This window comes from Streptomyces sp. NBC_00996 (assembly GCF_045162675.1).
GTDB lineage: Bacteria > Actinomycetota > Actinomycetes > Streptomycetales > Streptomycetaceae > Streptomyces.
In genome coordinates this window covers 4,063,167-4,081,568 of record NZ_CP108723.1, presented here as the reverse complement: position 1 = coordinate 4,081,568, position 18,402 = coordinate 4,063,167, and the positions used below count along the sequence as shown (strand labels likewise).

15 protein-coding genes and 1 tRNA gene are annotated in these 18,402 nt (G+C 72.2%); 6 read left to right on the top strand and 10 right to left on the bottom strand.

Annotated features, from left to right (window positions below):
• Positions 1-5: 5 nt before the first annotated feature.
• Positions 6-1,925 (bottom strand): putative bifunctional diguanylate cyclase/phosphodiesterase, encoded by a 1,920-nt coding sequence (locus tag OG390_RS19240; RefSeq protein WP_406169514.1) that lies wholly within the window; start codon positions 1,923-1,925, stop codon positions 6-8.
• Between the two features lie 355 nt (positions 1,926-2,280).
• On the opposite strand from OG390_RS19240, the gene OG390_RS19235 reads away from it, so the two are divergent.
• Positions 2,281-3,963, top strand: coding sequence for a M6 family metalloprotease domain-containing protein (locus OG390_RS19235; protein WP_406169512.1), 1,683 nt, complete (start codon positions 2,281-2,283; stop codon positions 3,961-3,963).
• A 139-nt stretch (positions 3,964-4,102) separates the two neighbouring features.
• Here the strand turns inward: OG390_RS19235 and OG390_RS19230 are convergent.
• The 7 genes from OG390_RS19230 to OG390_RS19200 form a co-directional block, all read right to left on the bottom strand.
• A tRNA-Lys gene (locus OG390_RS19230) sits at positions 4,103-4,176 on the bottom strand.
• The gene (locus OG390_RS19225; protein WP_406169510.1) at positions 4,167-4,856 is read right to left on the bottom strand and encodes a bifunctional DNA primase/polymerase; all 690 of its coding nucleotides are present in this window, start codon (positions 4,854-4,856) and stop codon (positions 4,167-4,169) included. Before OG390_RS19225 ends, OG390_RS19230 begins: the two co-directional genes overlap by 10 nt.
• Positions 4,857-5,256: 400 nt before the next feature.
• A complete protein-coding gene (locus tag OG390_RS19220; protein ID WP_406169508.1) occupies positions 5,257-5,634 on the bottom strand; it encodes a hypothetical protein in 378 nt (125 codons plus the stop codon).
• A gap of 142 nt (positions 5,635-5,776) precedes the next feature.
• Positions 5,777-7,147 (bottom strand): AAA domain-containing protein, encoded by a 1,371-nt coding sequence (locus tag OG390_RS19215; RefSeq protein ID WP_406169506.1) that lies wholly within the window; start codon positions 7,145-7,147, stop codon positions 5,777-5,779.
• Between the two features lie 109 nt (positions 7,148-7,256).
• Positions 7,257-8,861, bottom strand: coding sequence for a hypothetical protein (locus OG390_RS19210; RefSeq protein ID WP_406169504.1), 1,605 nt, complete (start codon positions 8,859-8,861; stop codon positions 7,257-7,259).
• The gene (locus tag OG390_RS19205; protein WP_406169502.1) at positions 8,852-10,156 is read right to left on the bottom strand and encodes a hypothetical protein; all 1,305 of its coding nucleotides are present in this window, start codon (positions 10,154-10,156) and stop codon (positions 8,852-8,854) included. Before OG390_RS19205 ends, OG390_RS19210 begins: the two co-directional genes overlap by 10 nt.
• Positions 10,107-11,111, bottom strand: coding sequence for a phosphatase PAP2 family protein (locus OG390_RS19200; RefSeq protein WP_406169500.1), 1,005 nt, complete (start codon positions 11,109-11,111; stop codon positions 10,107-10,109). Before OG390_RS19200 ends, OG390_RS19205 begins: the two co-directional genes overlap by 50 nt.
• Before the next feature lie 239 nt (positions 11,112-11,350).
• On the opposite strand from OG390_RS19200, the gene OG390_RS19195 reads away from it, so the two are divergent.
• Positions 11,351-11,947 (top strand): histidine phosphatase family protein, encoded by a 597-nt coding sequence (locus tag OG390_RS19195; protein WP_406169498.1) that lies wholly within the window; start codon positions 11,351-11,353, stop codon positions 11,945-11,947.
• Positions 11,948-12,096: 149 nt separating this feature from the next.
• Here the strand turns inward: OG390_RS19195 and OG390_RS19190 are convergent, their stop codons facing one another.
• A complete protein-coding gene (locus OG390_RS19190) occupies positions 12,097-13,698 on the bottom strand; it encodes a hypothetical protein (protein ID WP_406169496.1) in 1,602 nt (533 codons plus the stop codon).
• Positions 13,699-13,996: 298 nt separating this feature from the next.
• On the opposite strand from OG390_RS19190, the gene OG390_RS19185 reads away from it, so the two are divergent.
• Positions 13,997-14,434, top strand: a complete 438-nt coding sequence (locus tag OG390_RS19185; RefSeq protein ID WP_399080911.1) for a hypothetical protein — start codon at positions 13,997-13,999, stop codon at positions 14,432-14,434.
• Positions 14,435-14,488: 54 nt separating this feature from the next.
• The gene (locus OG390_RS19180; RefSeq protein WP_406169494.1) at positions 14,489-15,394 is read left to right on the top strand and encodes a spermidine synthase; all 906 of its coding nucleotides are present in this window, start codon (positions 14,489-14,491) and stop codon (positions 15,392-15,394) included.
• Positions 15,395-15,585: 191 nt separating this feature from the next.
• Here the strand turns inward: OG390_RS19180 and OG390_RS19175 are convergent, their stop codons facing one another.
• Complete coding sequence (locus OG390_RS19175; RefSeq protein ID WP_406169493.1) at positions 15,586-16,101, bottom strand: hypothetical protein; 516 nt, start codon at positions 16,099-16,101, stop codon at positions 15,586-15,588.
• A gap of 169 nt (positions 16,102-16,270) precedes the next feature.
• Between OG390_RS19175 and OG390_RS19170 the strand changes: the two genes are divergently transcribed.
• Together OG390_RS19170 and OG390_RS19165 are read left to right on the top strand one after the other, a co-directional pair.
• Entirely contained in the window at positions 16,271-16,960 is a 690-nt protein-coding gene (locus OG390_RS19170) for a response regulator transcription factor (RefSeq protein ID WP_406169491.1), read from the top strand.
• Positions 16,961-16,988: 28 nt separating this feature from the next.
• On the top strand, positions 16,989-18,368 hold the full coding sequence (locus OG390_RS19165; protein ID WP_406169489.1) for a sensor histidine kinase: 1,380 nt from the start codon (positions 16,989-16,991) through the stop codon (positions 18,366-18,368).
• Positions 18,369-18,402: the final 34 nt, after the last annotated feature.

Sequence of the window (18,402 nt, the reverse complement as noted above, 5' to 3'; positions counted from 1 at the left end):
GGGGCTCAGGCCTGAGGGCAGTCGGTCGCCGTCAATAGTGCGGAGATACGATCCGGCGCCACCGGCCGTGAGTACAGCCAGCCCTGGCCGGTGTCGCAGCCGATGCCGCGCAGCCGGGAGGCCTGCGAGGCGGTCTCCACGCACTCGGCGGTGACCGTCAGGCCCAGCCGGTGGGCGAGTTGGATGAGGGCCTCGACGATGACCTCGTCGGCGGGATTGGGGTGAGCCCCAGTGTCCTCGTACTGGAAGCCGCGTACGAAGGAGCCGTCCAGTTTCAGGACGGAGACCGGGAGACGGCTGAGGTAGGCCAGGTTCGAGTAACCGGTGCCGAAGTCGTCGATGGCGATGCGGACGCCCATGTCGCTGAGGGCCTGCAGGGCCTGGAGGGGCCGGCCGGCCGAGCCCATCACCGCCGACTCCGTCAGCTCCAGCTGGAGGAGATGCGGGGCGAGGCCGGTCTCCGCGAGGATGGCGGCCACGTCGGCGACCAGGTCGGAGTCCCAGACCTGGCGCACCGCCACGTTCACGCTGACGAAGATCGGCGGCGCGTCCGGGTGGTCCAGCTGCCAGCGGCGGGCCTGGCGGCAGGCGGTGGCGAGCACCCAGCGGCCGAGTTGCACGATCGAACCGTCTTCCTCGGCCAATCCGATGAACCGATTCGGCGTCAACGTTCCGAACTGCGGGTGGTTCCAGCGGACCAGGGCTTCGACACCGCGTACGCCGCCGTCCTCCATGCCCACCAACGGCTGGTACTCCAGTGCGAATTCACCCCGCTCGACGGCCGCGCGGAGGGTGGAGGACAGGGCCTGGCGGGTCATCCGGTGGGCGTTGCGCTCCGGGTCGAAGAGGGTCCAGCGGCCCTTGCCGTCGGCCTTCGCCCAGTACAGCGTCGTGTCCGCGGCCTGCATCAGACCGGTCGCGCTGGTTCCGGCGGCGCGCCGCTCGACGACACCGATCGACGCGGAGAGGGACAGCCGCTGACCCGAGAGGTCGAACGGCGCCTGGAGCGCCTTCAGGACGGATTCGGCGAGGTCGGCCAACTGGTCCGTTCCGGTGGAGTCTTCGACCAGGAGCGCGAACTCGTCGCCGCCCAGTCTCGCCACCAGGGGCGCGGCCGCTCTCGTGTAACCCGCCTCGTCGGCGCAGCGCGTCAGGCGTTCGGCGACGGCCGCGAGCAGCCGGTCCCCGACGCGGTGGCCGAGCGTGTCGTTGACCGCCTTGAACCCGTCGAGGTCCAGGTAACAGAGTCCGATCCGGCCGGTGCCGCCCTCCTCGTACGCCTCCGCCTCCAGGGCCGCCGAGAGGCGCTCGAAGAACAGGGTGCGGTTCGGCAGCCGGGTCACCGGGTCGTGCATCTGCAAGTGGCGCAGCCGCGCCTGGAGTTCACGCCGGGCGCTGATGTCGGCGACGGACAGCAGCACGGCCTGCTCCTGCGGGGGCAGCGGCGCGATCGTCACCTGGACCCAGAGGGAGTGCCCGTCGGGGTGCTTGAGGCGCCGGGTGCAGCGCAGCCGGGCCTGCCGGCCGCGCAGCACCTCCCGGTACGAGTGCCAGGTGCGGGCGTCGGACGCCAGGTCCACGAGATCGGCGGCGATCCGTCCGATGAGCGCGTCCGTGCCGCCACCGAGCAACGTGCCCAGCGACTTGTTGGCGGTGACGACCAGGCCCTCGCGGTCGACGACGGCCATGGCGAGGGGCGCGGTGGCGAAGGCCGCCCGGAAAGTACGGGGTGACGTTCCGTCGGGTACGGGCGTGTCGGGAGGCGCCCCGGCAGAGGCGTACGGGTCAGGAGGTGACCCGGGGGAGACAGATGCGCCGGGAGACGACCCGGCGCACATACGAGGAGATGTGCCGATGTGACGCTCTGTGACGGCCGGCCGGACGAGGTCTGCCGCGGGCGCCGGCCCTTCGGAGGTTCCGCTCACCGCTCGCTCCCGCAGTGCACTCGTTCTTCGTATGGGTCTCTCGGGGTGGTCGGCCGGTGCTGGACGGCCGAACAAGCCGTGTCCGTGCAGGAAAGTGTGCCGATCATAGAGGGTGGCCTCGGGGAGTTGCAGCCACTGTCCAGTGTCCCGGAACAACTGCCGGTTCTGACAGATCGTTTCTGCCTCCATCTGGGCGGGTTCCTTCCCCGGCCGATCGCCTGTGACGTTCCGTGAGTGTTCGGGGTGTCGGCCTCGCGTGGCCCCTCACCCTTCTGGTGCAGACAAAAAGGGCGAAGTAATACAAATTCGCCGAGGCTGGGTGCGGTGTCCCGAAAGTCCGCATCCGGAGGTCGACGTGCCGCGTCAGCTCCCCCTGAGAGGTCTCACCCGTGAGGCCCGGAAGGGTTTCACCCGTGAGGCCCTGCGGGGCCTCACCCGTGACGGGGTGCCACGCTGGCGCAGCACCGCGGCCGTGTTCACTTCGATGACCGCGCTCGCCGCGACCTCCCTGATGCCGGGCCCCGCGCTCGCCGAACCCCGCTCGGCCCCGTGCGCCCTGGAACGGACCGAGGCACACCACTCGGAGGGCGTCGACACCTGGAACTCCGCGTATGTGCGCCCCACCCACCCGCTCGACGCGGTGATGGTCTTCCTGTCCTTCCCCGACTCCACGCCACGGACCACACCCGCCGAACTGACCGCCGACTACTTCCCGGCCACCAGCGACTTCTTCGAGCGCGCCTCGTACGGCAAGTTCACGGTGCGGCCGCATTCCCTGCGCGACTGGGTCCGGATGCCGCACACCTCCAAGTCGTACGCCATACAGCGTGACTGGAACTCCGCGCACCGTGCCGCCTATCTGCGTGACGCGCTCGCCGCGGCTGACCAGCAGGTCGACTTCTCGCGCTACGACATCGTCTACTTCGTGGCCGACCCGGACGCGCCGGGCGTCGACTCGGATGCCACGAAGGTCGTCAACCTCGAAACGCCTCTGCAGGCCGACGGCAAGGAGATCCGCCGCGTCGTCACGGTCTTCGAGAAGCACCCACCGGACCGCCTCGTCCTCGCCCACGAGACCGGCCACGTCTTCGACCTGCCCGATCTCTACCACCGCCCCTCCGACGGCAAGGGCGACTGGGACACCTATGTCGGCGACTGGGACCTCATGGGCAGCCAGTTCGGCCTCGCGCCCGACCTGTTCGGCTGGCACAAGTGGAAGCTGGGCTGGCTGGAACCACACCAGGTGGCGTGCGTGCGGGGCATCGGCAGTACGGTGCTGACGCTGGAGCCGCTGGGGGCGGAGCCTGAGGCGGTGGGGGCGGCCGGGGCCGGGGCGTCGGGTTCGTCGACGATCCTGAGGTCGTCCCGGGTCCTGGGGTCGTCCCGGGTCCTGGGTTCGTCGCCGGCACTGGGTCCGCCGGTGCCCTTGGCTTCGTCGGGGTCTGTGGCTTCGTCGGGGTCCTCGGCTTCGTCCGGGTCCTTGGCTTCGTCGAGGTTCTTCGGGCCGCCCGGCCCCTTGGATCCGGTCGGGCAGTGGGCTTCGTCGGGGTCCTCGGCTTCGTCCGGGTCCTTGGCTTCGTCGAGGTCCTTCGGGCCGCCCGGCCCCTTGGATCCGGTCGGGCAGTGGGCTTCGTCGGGGTCCTCGGCGCCGCCGGGGGTGTCGGGTTCGTCCGGTGTGCCGGGGCCGCACGTCTTCGGTTCCGGCCGGGGCACCAAGCTGGCGGTGATTCCGACCGGCGCCGACAGCGCGCTCGCCCTCGAGGCGCGCGGCTCGGAGGGCAACGACGGCACGACGTGCACGCAGGGCGTGCTCGTCTACCGCGTCCGCAGCGAGACCGAGTCGGGAGGTGGCCCGATCGAGGTCCTGGACGCGCACCCCCACACCGAGTCCTGCTGGGAGGACTCGGTCTACCCACCGCTCGCGGACGCGCCGGTGGCGCTGGGGGAGAGCTACACCGTGCCCGGCGAAAAGGTCCGGATCGAGGTCGAGGGCCGGACCCTTTCGGGCGCGTGGACGGTGAAGATCACGCCTGGGTGAGCCGGCCCTCGCGAATCCGGTCATTGGGCCGACCTCGCGGGTGGCGGAGCCCCCCCCACAACGCGCGGCGAAGTCCCGCGAAAACAACGATGGCGAGGCATGTTCGCGTTTCCGCGAACATGCCTCGCCATCGCTAGCGTGCGCCGCCAGGGACTCGAACCCCGGACCCGCTGATTAAGAGTCAGCTGCTCTAACCAACTGAGCTAGCGGCGCCTGCTGACGTCGTAGACCTTAGCATCCTGATCGGCGGGAGGAAAAATCGATATCCGCACCGCGGCGGAGGCGGCCATGCGGGCCGCCCGGACGGCCGCCCAGAGCAGGATCTCGGGGCCGGGAAGCCAGGGATGCCGGGTGTCGGGGGCGACGAGCCAGCGGGATTCCAGACGGGCGGCGGGGCTCGCTCCGCAGCGGTCGATGCTCAGCGCGGGGACGGTGACGGCGTCCCCCGTGCCGTGGCAGAGCAGCGGCGGCACCGCGCCGCACCGCCCCGCGTGCCCGGCGCCCTCCTGGCCCCCGGCGCCGCGAGAACCCCACTCCTCCCACTCCATGAGTGTGGGCAGCCGCTGAGCCGTACCGGGCGCGGCGAACAGCAGCATCCGCCCGCGGTACGCCGCCACGGGGCCGGAGCCGGGCCCGTCGTCCCGCAACCGGTCGAGCATCCGCCGCCCGAAGATCGCCGGAGCGTTGACGACGTCGAAGGTGCTGCCGCAGGGCAGGACGACCGGGGCGCCAGGCCGTTCCGCCCACAGGGCGAGCGTGCTGCGCGGGTACGTTCCTGCAGAGGCGAGCCAGGCGGCGCCCTCGGAGGTGACGCCCGCGATGTCGAACCGGTCGGGCAACGGTGCGCCGGGGCCGTGGGGGGAGGTGCTTGCCGGGTTCCGTGTGCTGCTCATGCCGATTACATCTACCGGCGGTAAGCGGTCCGTCTCGAAGGGTTGCCGGAAATCGGGACAGGAGGGGGTGGGGTGGAGTATCTTGCCCCGCTGGCATATGCCAGAAAATCTTGTGATGCCCGGCGGCCAGCAGTCGCCCGCCCTGGCGCGTGACGTCGTCCGTCGTGACTCCGGGCAGGACGGGATCGGCGATGAGCGCGCCCGGCCAGGCCTCCCGGAGGGTCCGGAAGAGGGGCTGGTCCGGATCGGCACGAGGCGGTTGGGCAGGGGGCCGAGGTGGGCGGGCTCGAAGAGCCGCGGGGAACTGCGCATTCTTTTGGCGGGGGTCTGGGGGCGCAGCCCCCAGGTACGGGAATGGGCAGGGGCGGAGGGGGCGAAAAAACTAGGCGTGCACCCGAGGTCAGGCGTGGTCGCTCACCCCGTGGCCATGGCCGTTGCCCTCCACCCCCCGCAACAGATCACGCCCGAACTCCACCATCTTCTTCGCGTAATCCTCGGTCCACTCGGCCCGCTCACCGATGGCAGCCGGCGTAAGCCGGTCGAACCGCCGCGGATCGGCAAGCTGCGCCGCGGCGATCGCCTGGAACTCGACAGTCCGATCGGCCGCGGCGCGAAACGCCTGCGTCAGCTCCGTGGCCCGGTCCAACAGCGCACGGGGATCATCGATCGACTCCAGACCGAAGAAATGCTCCGGATCCCCGGCGGCCTCCGCGGGCTCGAAGAGCAGGGGCGCGGGGCGTAGCCGCGGTTCGTTCCGACGCGGCGTGGGCTCCGCCATGTCTTCTCCTCCTCGTACGCTTCAGGGACCCGCCCCCTCGTGGGCGGGCCACCCTCTATTGTCCCCCGCCCGCGCAAGTGGGACCGGGGGACGGGGACCGGGCAGGGATCCGCAGGGTCCACCGGGGATGGATCCCCAGGATCTATGGCCGCCAAGCCACCCGATGCTCCCCCAGATGGGACAGCACCGCGTGATTCGCCTCCCATCCATCAGGAAACTTCACCGTGACCCCGAGTTGCACCGGTTCCGTCGACGGATGGTCGTCCAGCAGCTCCGTCACCCCCGCCCGGCACACCACGATGCACGCGTGCCGGTGCCGGGAGGTGAGCACGCACAACCGCCCGGTCTCCAGATGGAACGCGGTCGCGTCCGGCCGTCCCGACAGCGGATGCAGCACGATCGTCACATCGAACTCCCGCCCCTGAAGCCGGTTCGCCGTGTCGACGGTGACGTCCGCGACTCCGAGGTCCGTCAGCGCGGCCCGCACGGCCGCGGCCTGGTCCCGGTGTGCCGTACCGACGGCGATCCGGTCGGCCGTCAGCGGCACCGGATCGTCCGCCCGCTCCGACGTGGCCGCGCCACCCCGGTCCAGCAGTCGGCGTACGACCAGCGCCACGGCCCGCACCGCCTCGGGATCCGTACGAGGCGTGTGCCGGGCCGGCAGCTCCAGCAGCCCCCAGCCCGCCTCCGCCGCCTCGTCGATGACACGGTCGGGCCCCGAACCGTCCGACGGGACGGTGAAGTTCAGCCGCCGGTCGCCGTGCCCCGTCCCGCTGCGGAACGGCGTGTACGGATAGAACGCGTCCGAGACAAGCGGCGCCGCCGACGCGGGCAGCCGCCACGAGACCGGCAGCCGATGCTGCGGCAGTTCCGGATTGTGCGCGAGCAGCGTCGTCACCGCGGACGCCGACGGGTCGTACGACAGCCCGGCCCACTGCTCGGAGCCGACGATCGCGAACGGGTCCAGTTGGCCGGGATCGCCCACGAACAGTGCCCGTTCGAAGAGCCCGGCCACGGCGAGCAGCGCGTCCGACCGCATCTGGTACGCCTCGTCGACGATCGCGTGCCGCCACGGCTCGACGCCCTTGACGTGGGCCCACTTGGCGGCGGTCGAGATGACGACGTCGAGGCCCGCCAGGTCGGCCGCCTTGGTGGACTTGCGCACGTTCTCCAGGCTGTCGAGCGCCTTGTCGTACGGGTCGGAGTCGCTGCTGTGCAGTCGTCCGACCGGCAGCTCGGGGGCCTTCTCGGCGAGCCGCAGTACCAGGTCGTCGACCTGGGCGTTGGTCTGCGCGATGACCATCAACGGGCGTCCCTCGGCGGCCAGTTCCAGCGCCGCGCGTACGACGAGGGTCGACTTTCCGGCGCCCGGCGGGGAGTCGACCACGACCCCGCGGTGCGAGCCGTGCAGCGTGTCGCGCAGGATCGCCTCGGTGGCGCGCGTGGCTTCGGCGCCGGGGTCGAACGGGGCGACGGGCTTCACGGCGACGTCCTCTTCGGTCACGTGGCTCACCGGACGTCCTCCTCGGCGGCGCGGCCGCACCGGACGTTCTCCTCGGTCGCAGGGCCGCACAGGACGTCGGTCCCGGGGCTCCGCGGGATGTCCACCTCGGTCGCGGGCCTCACAGGACATCCTCCTCGGTCACCGGGTCGGGGCCCGGAACGGTCGCCTCACCCGGCGGTCCCCCGTGCGTCCACGGTGTCTCCTCCGGGTCGGGCAGTTTCGCGCCGCCCCGCTGCTCGTGCTCGAAGAGCGTGAAGCAGACGAGGTCCCCCTTCTCCGGCACGGACCCGGCCTCGGGCTCCTTGCCGCGGCCCATCTTGTCGACGATCCGCAGCACCACAGCGGCACCCCCGGAAGCCTCGAAACCCTCGTATCCCACGAACTCCGCGGCCTGCGGCTTTCCTCCCAGCGACCGGTACACCTTGGCGCGGTCCCCCAGATGCGGCCGGTCCTCCGTGCGGACCGTCACCAGGGGGCGCGGGCTGGGCCGCTTGCCCTCGCTGTACGCCATCACGACATCTGTGACCTCGCCCGCGAACGCCTCTCCGGCGAGCCGTCGCCCGGCCATGACCAGCGGGTCGTCCAGGGCCTCCTGGGCTTCCAGGCGGGCCTGTTCGCGCTCGCGCGTGGCGAGCTTGTTCGCCGCGGTGACCGCGTCGTCGCGGCGGGGCTGCGGGGGTTCGCCCGCGGTGATCCGGTCCCGGTGGCCGGTGAACGACCAGCGGTCGCGGGTCCAGCGGTCGGCGGCGTACGCGCCCTCGGGGAGCGCGCGCAGCAGGTCGAGTCCATGCCACACCGCGTCCCAGGTGGGCCGGGTGACGCTCTCGACGAGGGCCCGGATCTCCCGCTCGGCGGCGGTGAGCGCGCCGAGCCGGTCGTCCGCCTCCATGCCGTCCTCGGCGGCGGCGAGTGCCGTACGCGCGCGGTCGTAGCGCTCGATGGCGGGGGCCAGCAGTGTGTTGTCGAAGGCGGGGTCGGTGGCCGGACCCGCCGGCGGGCAGACGAGCTGACCCCGGGGGTCCCGCCGAAGCTCGGCCCGCAGGGCGGCCTCCGGGCCCGACTCGCCCTCCGGCGGGTCGATCCAGGCGAGCAGCGCGCCCAGGTGCTGGTCCTCCAGGCTGCTCTGTCCGGTGGCCCAGTGCCGGGACAGCACGTCGGTGAGGGCGAGGAGGAGCGAGGAACCCGGCACCCGGGACCGCTCCCCGTAGTGCGTCAGCCACCGCCCGAGCAACGGCACCCGGGGCGGCGCCGGATGGGGCGTCTCGGGATCCTGCTCGGCGGTCCGCCTGAAGCGCATGGAGCGCCCGAGCAGCCGTACGAAATCGATGCCCGCCCGGCTCGGCACGATCAACTGGGCGGCATCCGCGCACAGTTCGACCTCGACCTTGACCCGCTTCCCGGTCTCCGGATCGGTCTCGTTGCGCTCGGCCGCCTCGACCACGTCCGCGTACGCGTCGATGTACGGCAGCACGACGTCAGCGAGTTCCGCGAGAAACGCGAACCGCAGATCCCGGTCGCGGGGCTGCGGCACGACGAGTAGCCGGGGCGCGTCCCGCTCGGTCCCGACCAGCGCTCCGAGCGGAGCCCCCGCCTCACCGGCGGTGATCAGCGGCACGAACACGAGCGGCCGCTCGGTGAGATGCCGGTGCCGCACGGTCGCGGCGGTCTGGGCCCGCCCGCTCTCGACGGCCTCCAGCCGGGCGAGGGTGGCGATCAGCGACATACGACTCCCTCCTGCGCTGCCGATGCCCGGGCTCCCAGCGCCTCGGCCCGCAGGCGAGCCGCTCTCCTCAGCGCCGCGACCGCCGGGTCGTCCGGATCCCCGGTTTCACCGTGCGCCGCCGCCAGCACCTCCCCCACCGTCGTCAGCCCGCCCAGCTCCGCGCGCAGTGAGCGACCCAAGGACGTCACCGCGCCCTCGGCGCGGGAGCGGTCGCGGCAGTGGAAGGCCAGTTCGCAGGCGGAGAGGCACTCGGGGGCGTAGGTCGCCGGGACGGATTCGACGGCGGTCGTCAGGTCGGCGGCGGGCAGGTCGGGGGAGAAGCAGGTGCCCTCGGGGAGGGCGGCGGCAATGTCCTCGACGCGGGTGAGGCGGGCGAGCTGGCGGCGGGTGACCGCGCGCTGCTTGCGGATGTCGACGGCGGACGCGGTCGAGAGGTTGGAGAAGTCCTTGGGACAGACCAGGAGGATCCGGTGGCGGACCTCGGGGACGGGGGCGCTGTCCGAGGTGCTCTGCCTCTTGGGCGCCTCGGCAGGTGTCGAGGGGACGACCGTGCTCGGCCCGTCGGTCCTTCGCGCTCCCGCGCTCTCGGCTTCGCTCGAGCGGGGGGACCCCCATGTTCCCTCGACACCGGCGCGCCCCTCCTGCTCCGCGCCGAGGTGCGCGGCGACCTCCTCCAGGGCGAGGACGTACACCGCGGACTGGCGCGCGGCCGCGCCGACCTTCGCCGGGTCCGCCGAACCGTCCAGCATCGGGAAGGACTTGATCTCGACGACCGTCCAGACGCCGTCGGGGTGCACGACCACGGCGTCCGGCTCCAGGAAGGCGGGGGAGCCGGCGACGTCGAGCGCGAGCATGGGGTGGTCGAGCAGCGTCCAGACACCGGCCGTGGTCGCTTCGCGCAGCGCCAACGCCGTACGGGCCGCGCGTCCCTCGGGGCCGACGGCGCTCAGGTCGGGGACGACACCGGCCGTGGGCGGCTCGGCGCCGGGGTCCAGCTTCTCGTGCACGAGTCGCAGCAGCTCCGCGCCGCCGTCGGCCTTGACCCGTGCCTCGAACGCGTTGCCCCGCATGAAGGCGAACTGCGACTGCCCGAAGGCGGACGGCGAGCCCAGGGCGCCCGCCAGCCTCGCCTTGTCCACGCCCGCGCCGTCCAGCAGAGCGCGCCGGTCACACCCGGGGTTCGCGGCGAGTGCCGCGAGGGCGCGGGCGTCGAGCGCCTTGGGCGGTACGGCCGGGCCGCGCAGCTCAGCGAGCTGCTGCCGGAGCGCCGTCCCCCGCGTCCGTGGGAGAGGCACCCGGCTCCGCTGCTCCTGGCCCGGTTCGGGACTCGCGCTGTCGGGGAATTCGCTCACCCGTCGAAGTCTGGCACCCCGCACTGACAATTGAGGAACCTGCGCCCCGCGATACACCCGAGACCCTCGGGAAACGGGCACCCAGCGCTGTCCTCAGCCGGTCCGCGAGCCGCATCACCAACGGGGTGAGCAGCAGCCCGACGCCCATCACACAGGCGCCCGCGGCGGCGTCGAGGAAGTAGTGGTTCGCCGTGCCCATCACGACGATCGTGGTGAGCAGCGGATACGCGACACCCGCGACCTTCGCGGCAGGTGTGCGGCCGTACCGCCACAGCATCACTCCGCACCACAGCGCCCAGCCCACGTGCAGGCTCGGCATCGCCGCGTACTGGTTCGTCATGCCGCCCAGTCCCCGTGGCGCGCTCGCCTCGCCGCCCCACCAGCCGTACGAGCTGTACTGCGCCATCGTGTCGACGAAACCGTGGCCGGGAGAGAGCAGCCGGGGCGGGCAGGTCGGCAGCAGCGTGAAGCCGATCAGGCCGATGAACGTGGACGTCATCAGCCAGGTGCGGGCCGCGCGGTAGCGCACGGTCCGGGAGCGGAAGAGCCAGATCAGGATCGCGGGCGTCACCAGGTAGTGCAGGGACGCGTACCAGAAGTCGGCCGGCACGCCCAGCCAGGCCTCGCGAGTGAACAGCCGGTTCAACGGGTGCTCGGCGTTGAGGTGGAAGAACTTCTCGATGCGCAGGATTTCCAGGCCGTGGTGGACGGCGCTGGAGGTGTCGCCGCGGGCGAGCAGCCGGCCTGCCGAGTACGACGCGTACACCAGCAGGATCAGCGGCAGCTCGGTCCACCAGCGGAGCCGGGCGTGCGGAGCCGCGGAGTTGCGCAGGTCCGTCCACCGGCCAGGCCGGGCGCGAGGTGCCGCCTCGGTGCGCGGTGCATCGGTCTGCGGCATCCGATCGCCCTCCCCCATCTGCTTGCGGTGACCCGCCGGTCTGCTCAGTCTGCTGAGGACGATCCGTGGCCACATCCGATTTTACGGTGTATGTGAACGCCCCGAAGGGGCGCCCCCGGTCCTCAAAGACGCGGAGATCGCCCGGAGGGTTGCCCGATGTCCCGGTGAGCGATGATGGAGTGACCCACTTCGCACTCGCGCCCGTGGTTCCGTCTCCCGCTTCGGAAAGGCATCTCTTCATGGCACCGCGCATCCTGTTGGCCCGGCACGGACAGACGGAATGGTCGCTGTCCGGCAAGCACACCGGCAGGACCGACGTCCCGCTCCTGGAGGAGGGCCGGCGCGGCGCCAAGTTGCTGGGGGAGCGGTTGCACCGGGCACCCTTCGAGGGCCTCTCCGGGGTCGAGGTGCGCACCAGTCCGCTGGCACGCGCGCGTGAGACGTGCGAACTTGCCGGGTTCGGGGAGCGTGCGACCGCCTGGGACACGCTCATGGAGTGGGACTACGGCGCGTACGAGGGCATGACCCCGGCCGAGATCCAGGGAGTACGGCCGGGCTGGTTCATCTGGCGCGACGGCGTCCCCGAGGGCGAGACCCTGGAGCAGGTCTCCGCGCGCGCGGACGAGGTCGTCGCCTGGGCCCGCGCCGCCGACCGTGACGTCCTGGTCTTCGCCCACGGGCACATCCTGCGCTCCATAGGCGCCCGCTGGCTCGGCCTTCCTCTCGACTTCGCGGCCCGCATCCGGCTCAATCCGACGTCGCTGTCGGTGCTCGGGTGGGCGTACGGGGAGCCCGCGATCGAGACGTGGAACGACTGCGGGCATCTGGCGGGGTAGCCGCTCCGGGGTGGGACGTTTCTTTCGCGGCGCCCAGCGCTGGTGCCGGGCTCGGGGCGGGCTGCCCAACCCGGCGCTCACGGAGGGTTGCTGTGCCCACCAGTGCCGCCCCTGGGGGCACGCATGCCCACCGCTGAGACGGTTGGCTCTCACGCCGTGCGCGGCAGGCTCGCGTGGCGTTCCAGAAATGTGGAGACGCCCGATGCCCTGCGGTGCGGGAGCAGTACGCGGGCCGTTCCCGCCAGCATGGTCTGGATGCGGGAGGACTGGACCTCGCCCAGGAGGTCCAGGACGCGCAGGCCGGCGAGGGCCGCCTCGTCGGGGCGGCCGCCGCGGGCGAGGTCGTCGGCGAGTTCGGCGGTGTAGAGGGCGATGTTGCGGGTGAAGTGCGGGTCCTGGAGCTCGGCGGCGCGGCGCGCGTGGCGGGCCGCGCGGGGCCAGTCGCCCAGCATCGACCAGCACTGCGCCTCCAGACCCTCCAGTTCGGCCTCTCCGTAGAAGGTCATCCACTCGGGATCCGTCTGCGAAGGGCCCCGCTCGTAGAGTGCCTGCGCGCGTGCCAGCGCCTGTTCGCACCCCGCGCGGTCGGCGAGCCCCGCCCAGCCGCCCGCCTCGCGCAGCGCGAGCAGGGAGAGCAGGCGCGGTGAGCCGAGGGGGCGCGCGGCGCGCTGCGCCGCCTGCGCCGCGCGCACGGCTTCGCGCGGGCGTCCCGCGTCACGCGCCAGGAACGCCGTGTTGCAGAAGGCATGCGCCTCCAGGCCCGGGTCGCCCGACATCCGGGCGGTCGCGAGGGCCTCCGCGTAGTGCGAGCGCGCGTCGTCGAAGCGCCCGGAGTCGTGCGCCAACCAACCTACCGAGATAGCCAGTTCGCCTGCCCCGGCGTACAGCCGGTCGGCGGTCGACTGCCGGGTGGTGCCCGCGTCGAGAAGCGCGTACGCCGTCCGCAGCGGTGCCGCCGCGCGCCGGTAGAGGCCGTCGGCCCCGTGCCGGTCGTCGAGCAGCCGGATCTTGCGTACGGCCTCTTCGAGGGCGCCCGCCTCGGACGTACCCGCCCGGTGGACGCGCCGTTCCGCGGCCGCGGCGGTGGAGCTCAACGCGACCGCGAAGGGCCCCAGTGAGGCCGCCGCCACGGTGGCGGTGCCTCCGGTCATGAATGCGCGACGTTGCACGTCGCTCTCCTCGTGGTTCTGATCGTGGTCCTCGTACGTGTCGTACGGGTCATGCGGGTCGTACGGGATCTGGGTGTGGTGCGGGTCGTGCGGGATGGGGAGGTGGTGCGGGTCGTGCGGGATGGGGAGGTGCTGCGGGTCGTGCGGGGTCTGGATGTGGGGCAGGTCGCGCGGGATGTGGAGGTGCTGGTCCGGCGTCTCATACGTCGCGTACGCCTCCTCCGTCTCATGCGAGGCTCGCGAGAGGCTCGTGGAGTGCGGAGGGGGCGCCTCGTCCATGTCGCGCGCCCCGCGCCCGCGTACCGATGAGCGGGGCGCGAACCCCAGGTCGGTCAGCGTGCGGCCGGGGAACATGTGCAGGAACACCCGCTCGTACGCATAGTTGGGACAGCGGATCTCGCCCGCCTCGACGCGCCCGATGTAGCGCGCGTCGCAGCTGACCCGCTCGCCGATCTCGCGCGCGGCCCGCCGCACCGCCGCGGCGAACTCGCCCGGCGAGCGCTGTCCGCGCAGCCGCCGGAAGGCGAGATTCGGCCGCGGTGGCCGGGGGGACTGGGACGGGGTCACCGTTGACGACGCCATGGCCGGGCCCTCTCTTGCGAACCGTCGAACCATGCCGGATTCAAGGCGAGTTACCCGGGGTGTGCCCTATGGGTGCCCTGCTTCCGGCGGGGCAAGAACGTACCTGCTGTGACGACGTCACCACGTTGGGTTTGGCTACAAACCGGATATCTCATCCACGATCCGCCATGAACTGCCATCCTTTGCAGCGGTGTTCCGCCGTAGCCGTTGACGTCCTGGCGCGTTGAACTCTGCGGACCGGGAGCCGCCCGAACTCCCGACCCACTCGTCATGAGGAGGGGTTCCGTTGGAGGCCGGGATGGAGACCAGGCAGAGCACCGAGTTCCGTACACCGCTGTCGACCGCGCAGCACAGGCCGTCCCCGGAGTGCAGCGCCCCACCGCAGCCGGTCGCCGAATGCGACCTGGTGACCGTTCCCGCGCGACAGGGCCTGGAGGCGGTCGACATCCTGCGGCGCGGCTCCTGCGATGCCGTCGGGCCCGTGCTCCACGACGACGGCTGCGACACCCTCGGCTTCCTGGTGCCGCCCGGCACCGCCGACGCCTGGGACGTGCCGGGCAGTACCTGTACGCAGACCAACGGCCGCGGCCTCAGCCTGGCCCCGGAACCTCCGGTCGAGGGCTCGGACTGGCTGCTGCCGCCCGGTGAGGCGGACCTCGCGACCGACCCGGTCGTGCTGCGGGCCGCGCTGGGGGAAGCGGCCCGGCTCATCGAGGCGGCGGACAACTGCCGGTGACCCCTGCTGGACCGCCGCTGAGCCGACCCGCCCGTACGCCCCGATAATGGCGGGATGGCAAGGGCGAGGAACAAGCGGTCGGACGACGGGCGCGAGGCGGGGCGGAGCGCGCGGCGCGGGCAGGCGTCCGCCGAAGCCGTCGTCGAGCCGGTCGACGGCGGACTCGCCCAGCTGATTCCCGACCGGGACCGGGCGCGCGCCTGGACCCTGCTGATCGACGGCGCCCCGCAGTCGCACGTCGACCTCGACGACCCCGCGTACCTGAGCTTCGAGTACCAGCGCCGCCTCGGGCATGTCATCGACCTCGTCGCCCCGCCCGGCAAGCCCGTGCACGCGGTGCACCTCGGCGGCGGCGCCTTCACCCTCGCCCGCTACACCGCAGCGACCCGCCCCCGCTCCACCCAGCAGGTCGTCGAACGTGACGCGGCTCTCGTCCAACTGGTCCGCCGTGAGCTGCCCTTGGACCCGAACGCTCGCATCCGGGTGCGCTCCATGGACGCCCGCGAAGGGCTCGCCAAGGTGCCCGACGGCTGGGCGGACCTGGTGATCGCGGATGTGTTCAGCGGGGCACGGACGCCGGCGCATCTGACGTCCGTCGAGTTCGTCACGGAGGTCCGCAGGGTGGTGAAGGCCGGCGGTGTCTACGCCGCGAACCTCGCCGACGGGCCCCCGCTCGCCCATCTTCGCGGCCAGATCGCCACGGTGGCGGCCGCCTTCCCCGAACTCGCCCTGGTCGCCGACCCGACGGTGCTGCGCGGCAAGCGCTTCGGAAACGCGGTGCTGGTGGCCTGCGACCAGCCGCTGCCGATCGCCGAACTCACCCGCCGCGCGGCCTCCGACCCGCACCCCGGACGGGTCGAACACGGCAAGCAGCTCAGCGACTTCACCGGAGGCGCGACCCCTGTCACGGACGCGGCCGCGGTGGCGTCACCGGCGCCGCCCCCGTCGGTCTTCCGCTGACCGGTGGACCCGGGCGGGTCGGTTTTCCGATGACCGGCAGGCCGGGACAGACGCTCTTCGGCCGGCCGGCGGGCCGGGACAAAGGACAGACGCTCTTCCGCCGGCCGGCAGGCCGGGACGGAGGGCAGACGGTCTTCCGCCGGCCGGCAGGCCGGGACGGAGGACAGACGGTCTTCCGCCGGCCGGCCGGCTCAGTACGTCCCGATCTCCACGTGCGGCGGCCCGTCGTGCCAGGTGCAGAACACCGACACCCGGTCCGCGCCCGAGGCGAACTCCACACGGATCCAGGTCTCCGTCTTCCACACCTGCATCGACCATCCGGCGCCCGGCGTCGCGGACACCAGCGTCGCGGAGGCCTTCTGGAGGTCGAAGACCGCCCGGCCGCCGTCGGTGTCGTAGCTCTTGATCTGCCCGGACGACGTAGGGGAGGGGGAGACGGCCGGGGGCGTCGACCCGGAGGGCGTCGGGCTCGGCTTCCGGCTCGCGGGCGGCTTGCTCGACGGGCTCTTCGACGGCTCGGGCCGCCGCGTCGAGGAGGCGAGCGGCTTGGGCTCCTGCGTCGTCGCGTCGCCCGCCGTGATGGGCAGGGCGCGCGGCGGGTCGTACGCCGTTCCCGTCATCACCGTGTGGACACCCCACCACGACAGCGTGACCGCCGCGCCCGTGGCGAGCGACCAAGCGAGTACGTGTACGAGTCCTCTGCGCATCGCGGCCATACTGCACCACGAGCCCCACGAATGTCTCAGGGCTGCGTCACAGTCCGGGTTGTCCACATCCTGGTGATCCGAGTTGTCCACAGGGCCTCGAGCGTCCCCCACTCTCTGCTTCGCTCGAGCGGGAGGTACCCCCATGCCCCGATGGCGTACGGTGCCGCCCATGGCAAGTGTGCTCGTGGTCGAGGACGACCAGTTCGTACGCTCGGCCCTCATCCGGCATCTGACCGATGCCGCGCACACCGTGCGCAGCGTCGGCACCGCCCTCGAGGCGCTGCGCGAGGTCGCTCATTTCCGTTTCGACGTCGTCATCCTCGACCTCGGTCTGCCCGATCTGGACGGGTCCGAGGCGCTGAAGATGCTGCGTGGAATCACCGACGTCCCGGTGATCATCGCCACCGCCCGGGACGACGAGACGGAGATCGTCCGCCTGCTGAACGACGGAGCGGACGACTACCTGACCAAGCCGTTCTCGGTCGAGCACCTGTCGGCGCGGATGGCGGCGGTGCTGCGCCGCTCGCGAACGAGTGCGGGGGACGCGCCGCCGTCGACGGTCATCCGGGTCGGCGGTCTCGCCATCGACCCGCTGCGGCGTCAGGCCGAGTTGGACGGCGCGCGGCTGGACCTCACGCGGCGCGAGTTCGACCTGCTCGCCTTCCTGGCCGGGCGGCCCGGCGTCGTCGTACCGCGCAAGGAGCTGCTCGCCGAGGTGTGGCAGCAGGCATACGGAGACGATCAGACCATCGACGTCCATCTGTCGTGGCTACGGCGGAAATTGGGCGAGACGGCGGCGCGACCGCGCTATCTGCACACCCTGCGCGGGGTCGGCGTGAAGCTGGAGCCGCCGCTATGAGGTGGGCACCGGGCGAGGGGTGGGCGTCATGAGGTGGGCGCTGGTCAAGGTGTGCGTGGCGGTGACCACGATGGTCGTGGTCGCCTTCGCGGTCCCGCTGGGTCTGGTGATCAAGGAGATGGCGCGGGACCGGGCGTTCTCGAACGCCGAGCGGGAAGCCGCGGCCATCGCGCCCGCGCTCTCCATCACCACCGACCGGGATCAGTTGGAGCGGGTCGTCGCCTCCGCGGGTTCCGACTCGGGGATGGCCGTGCACATACCCGGCGCCGACGGCGCGGCCGCGGTCGAGATCGGCAAGCAGCGCGCCGTCGGCAAGGACATCACCACGACCCGGAAGCTCGGCCGCGCCTCCACCACGGAGGTCGCCGGCGGTTCCACGCTGCTCCAGCCCGTCGCGCTGAGCTCCGGCGAGATCGCGGTCGTCGAGGTGTACGTCCCCGAGTCCGAGGTCAGTAACGGCGTCGGCACGGCCTGGGCGGTGCTCGCCGCGGTCGGCGTCGCGCTCATCATCGGCTCGGTCGCGGTCGCCGACCGGCTGGGCGTACGGATGGTGCAACCCGCGCAGCGGCTGGTCGAGGGTGCGCACGAGCTGGGGGAGGGGAAGCTGGGAAAGCGGGTGCCCGAGGAGGGGCCCACGGAACTGCGGCTGGCGGCGGTCGCGTTCAACTCGATGGCCGATCAGGTCGTACAACTGCTGGCGAATGAGCGGGAGTTGGCGGCGGACCTCTCCCATCGCCTGCGTACGCCGCTGACGGTGCTGCGGCTCAACACGGCCTCCCTCGGTGACGGACCCGCCGCCGAGCAGACCCGGGCCGCCGTCGCGCAGCTGGAGCGCGAGGTCGACACGATCATCAGGACCGCCCGGGAGGCCAAACCGCAGACCGCGGCGATAGGTGTCGGTGCCGGGTGCGACGCGTCCGAAGTCGTGCGCGAGCGGATGGACTTCTGGTCGGCGCTCGCGGAGGACGAGGGCCGCAAGGTCCGGGTGGCCGGGATCGACCGGCCGGTCCGCATACCCGTCGCCCGCGCCGACCTGGTGGCCGCACTCGACGCGCTCCTCGGCAATGTCTTCCGGCACACCCCGGAAGGCACGGCCTTCGCGGTCGATGTGCACAACGGCGAGGACGCCGTGATCGTGCTGGTGTCGGACGCGGGCCCGGGGATCGTGGATCCCGAGGCGGCCATGGCGCGCGGCCGCGGCTCCGGGAGCGACGGGTCGACGGGGCTCGGCCTCGACATCGTGCGGCGGCTCGCGGAGGCGACGGGCGGGGACGTGCGCATCGGTTCGTCCGTGCTGGGCGGGACCGAGGTGCGGATCTGGATCCAACTCGACGGGCGGGCGACCCCCCTCCGTCGAGGGCACCGGGGGACCGTACGCCGCCGTCGCCGCGGGGCGGGCGTGAGCTGACGTCTCGCCGCGCCGGCCTCGGTCGGCGTCTGCG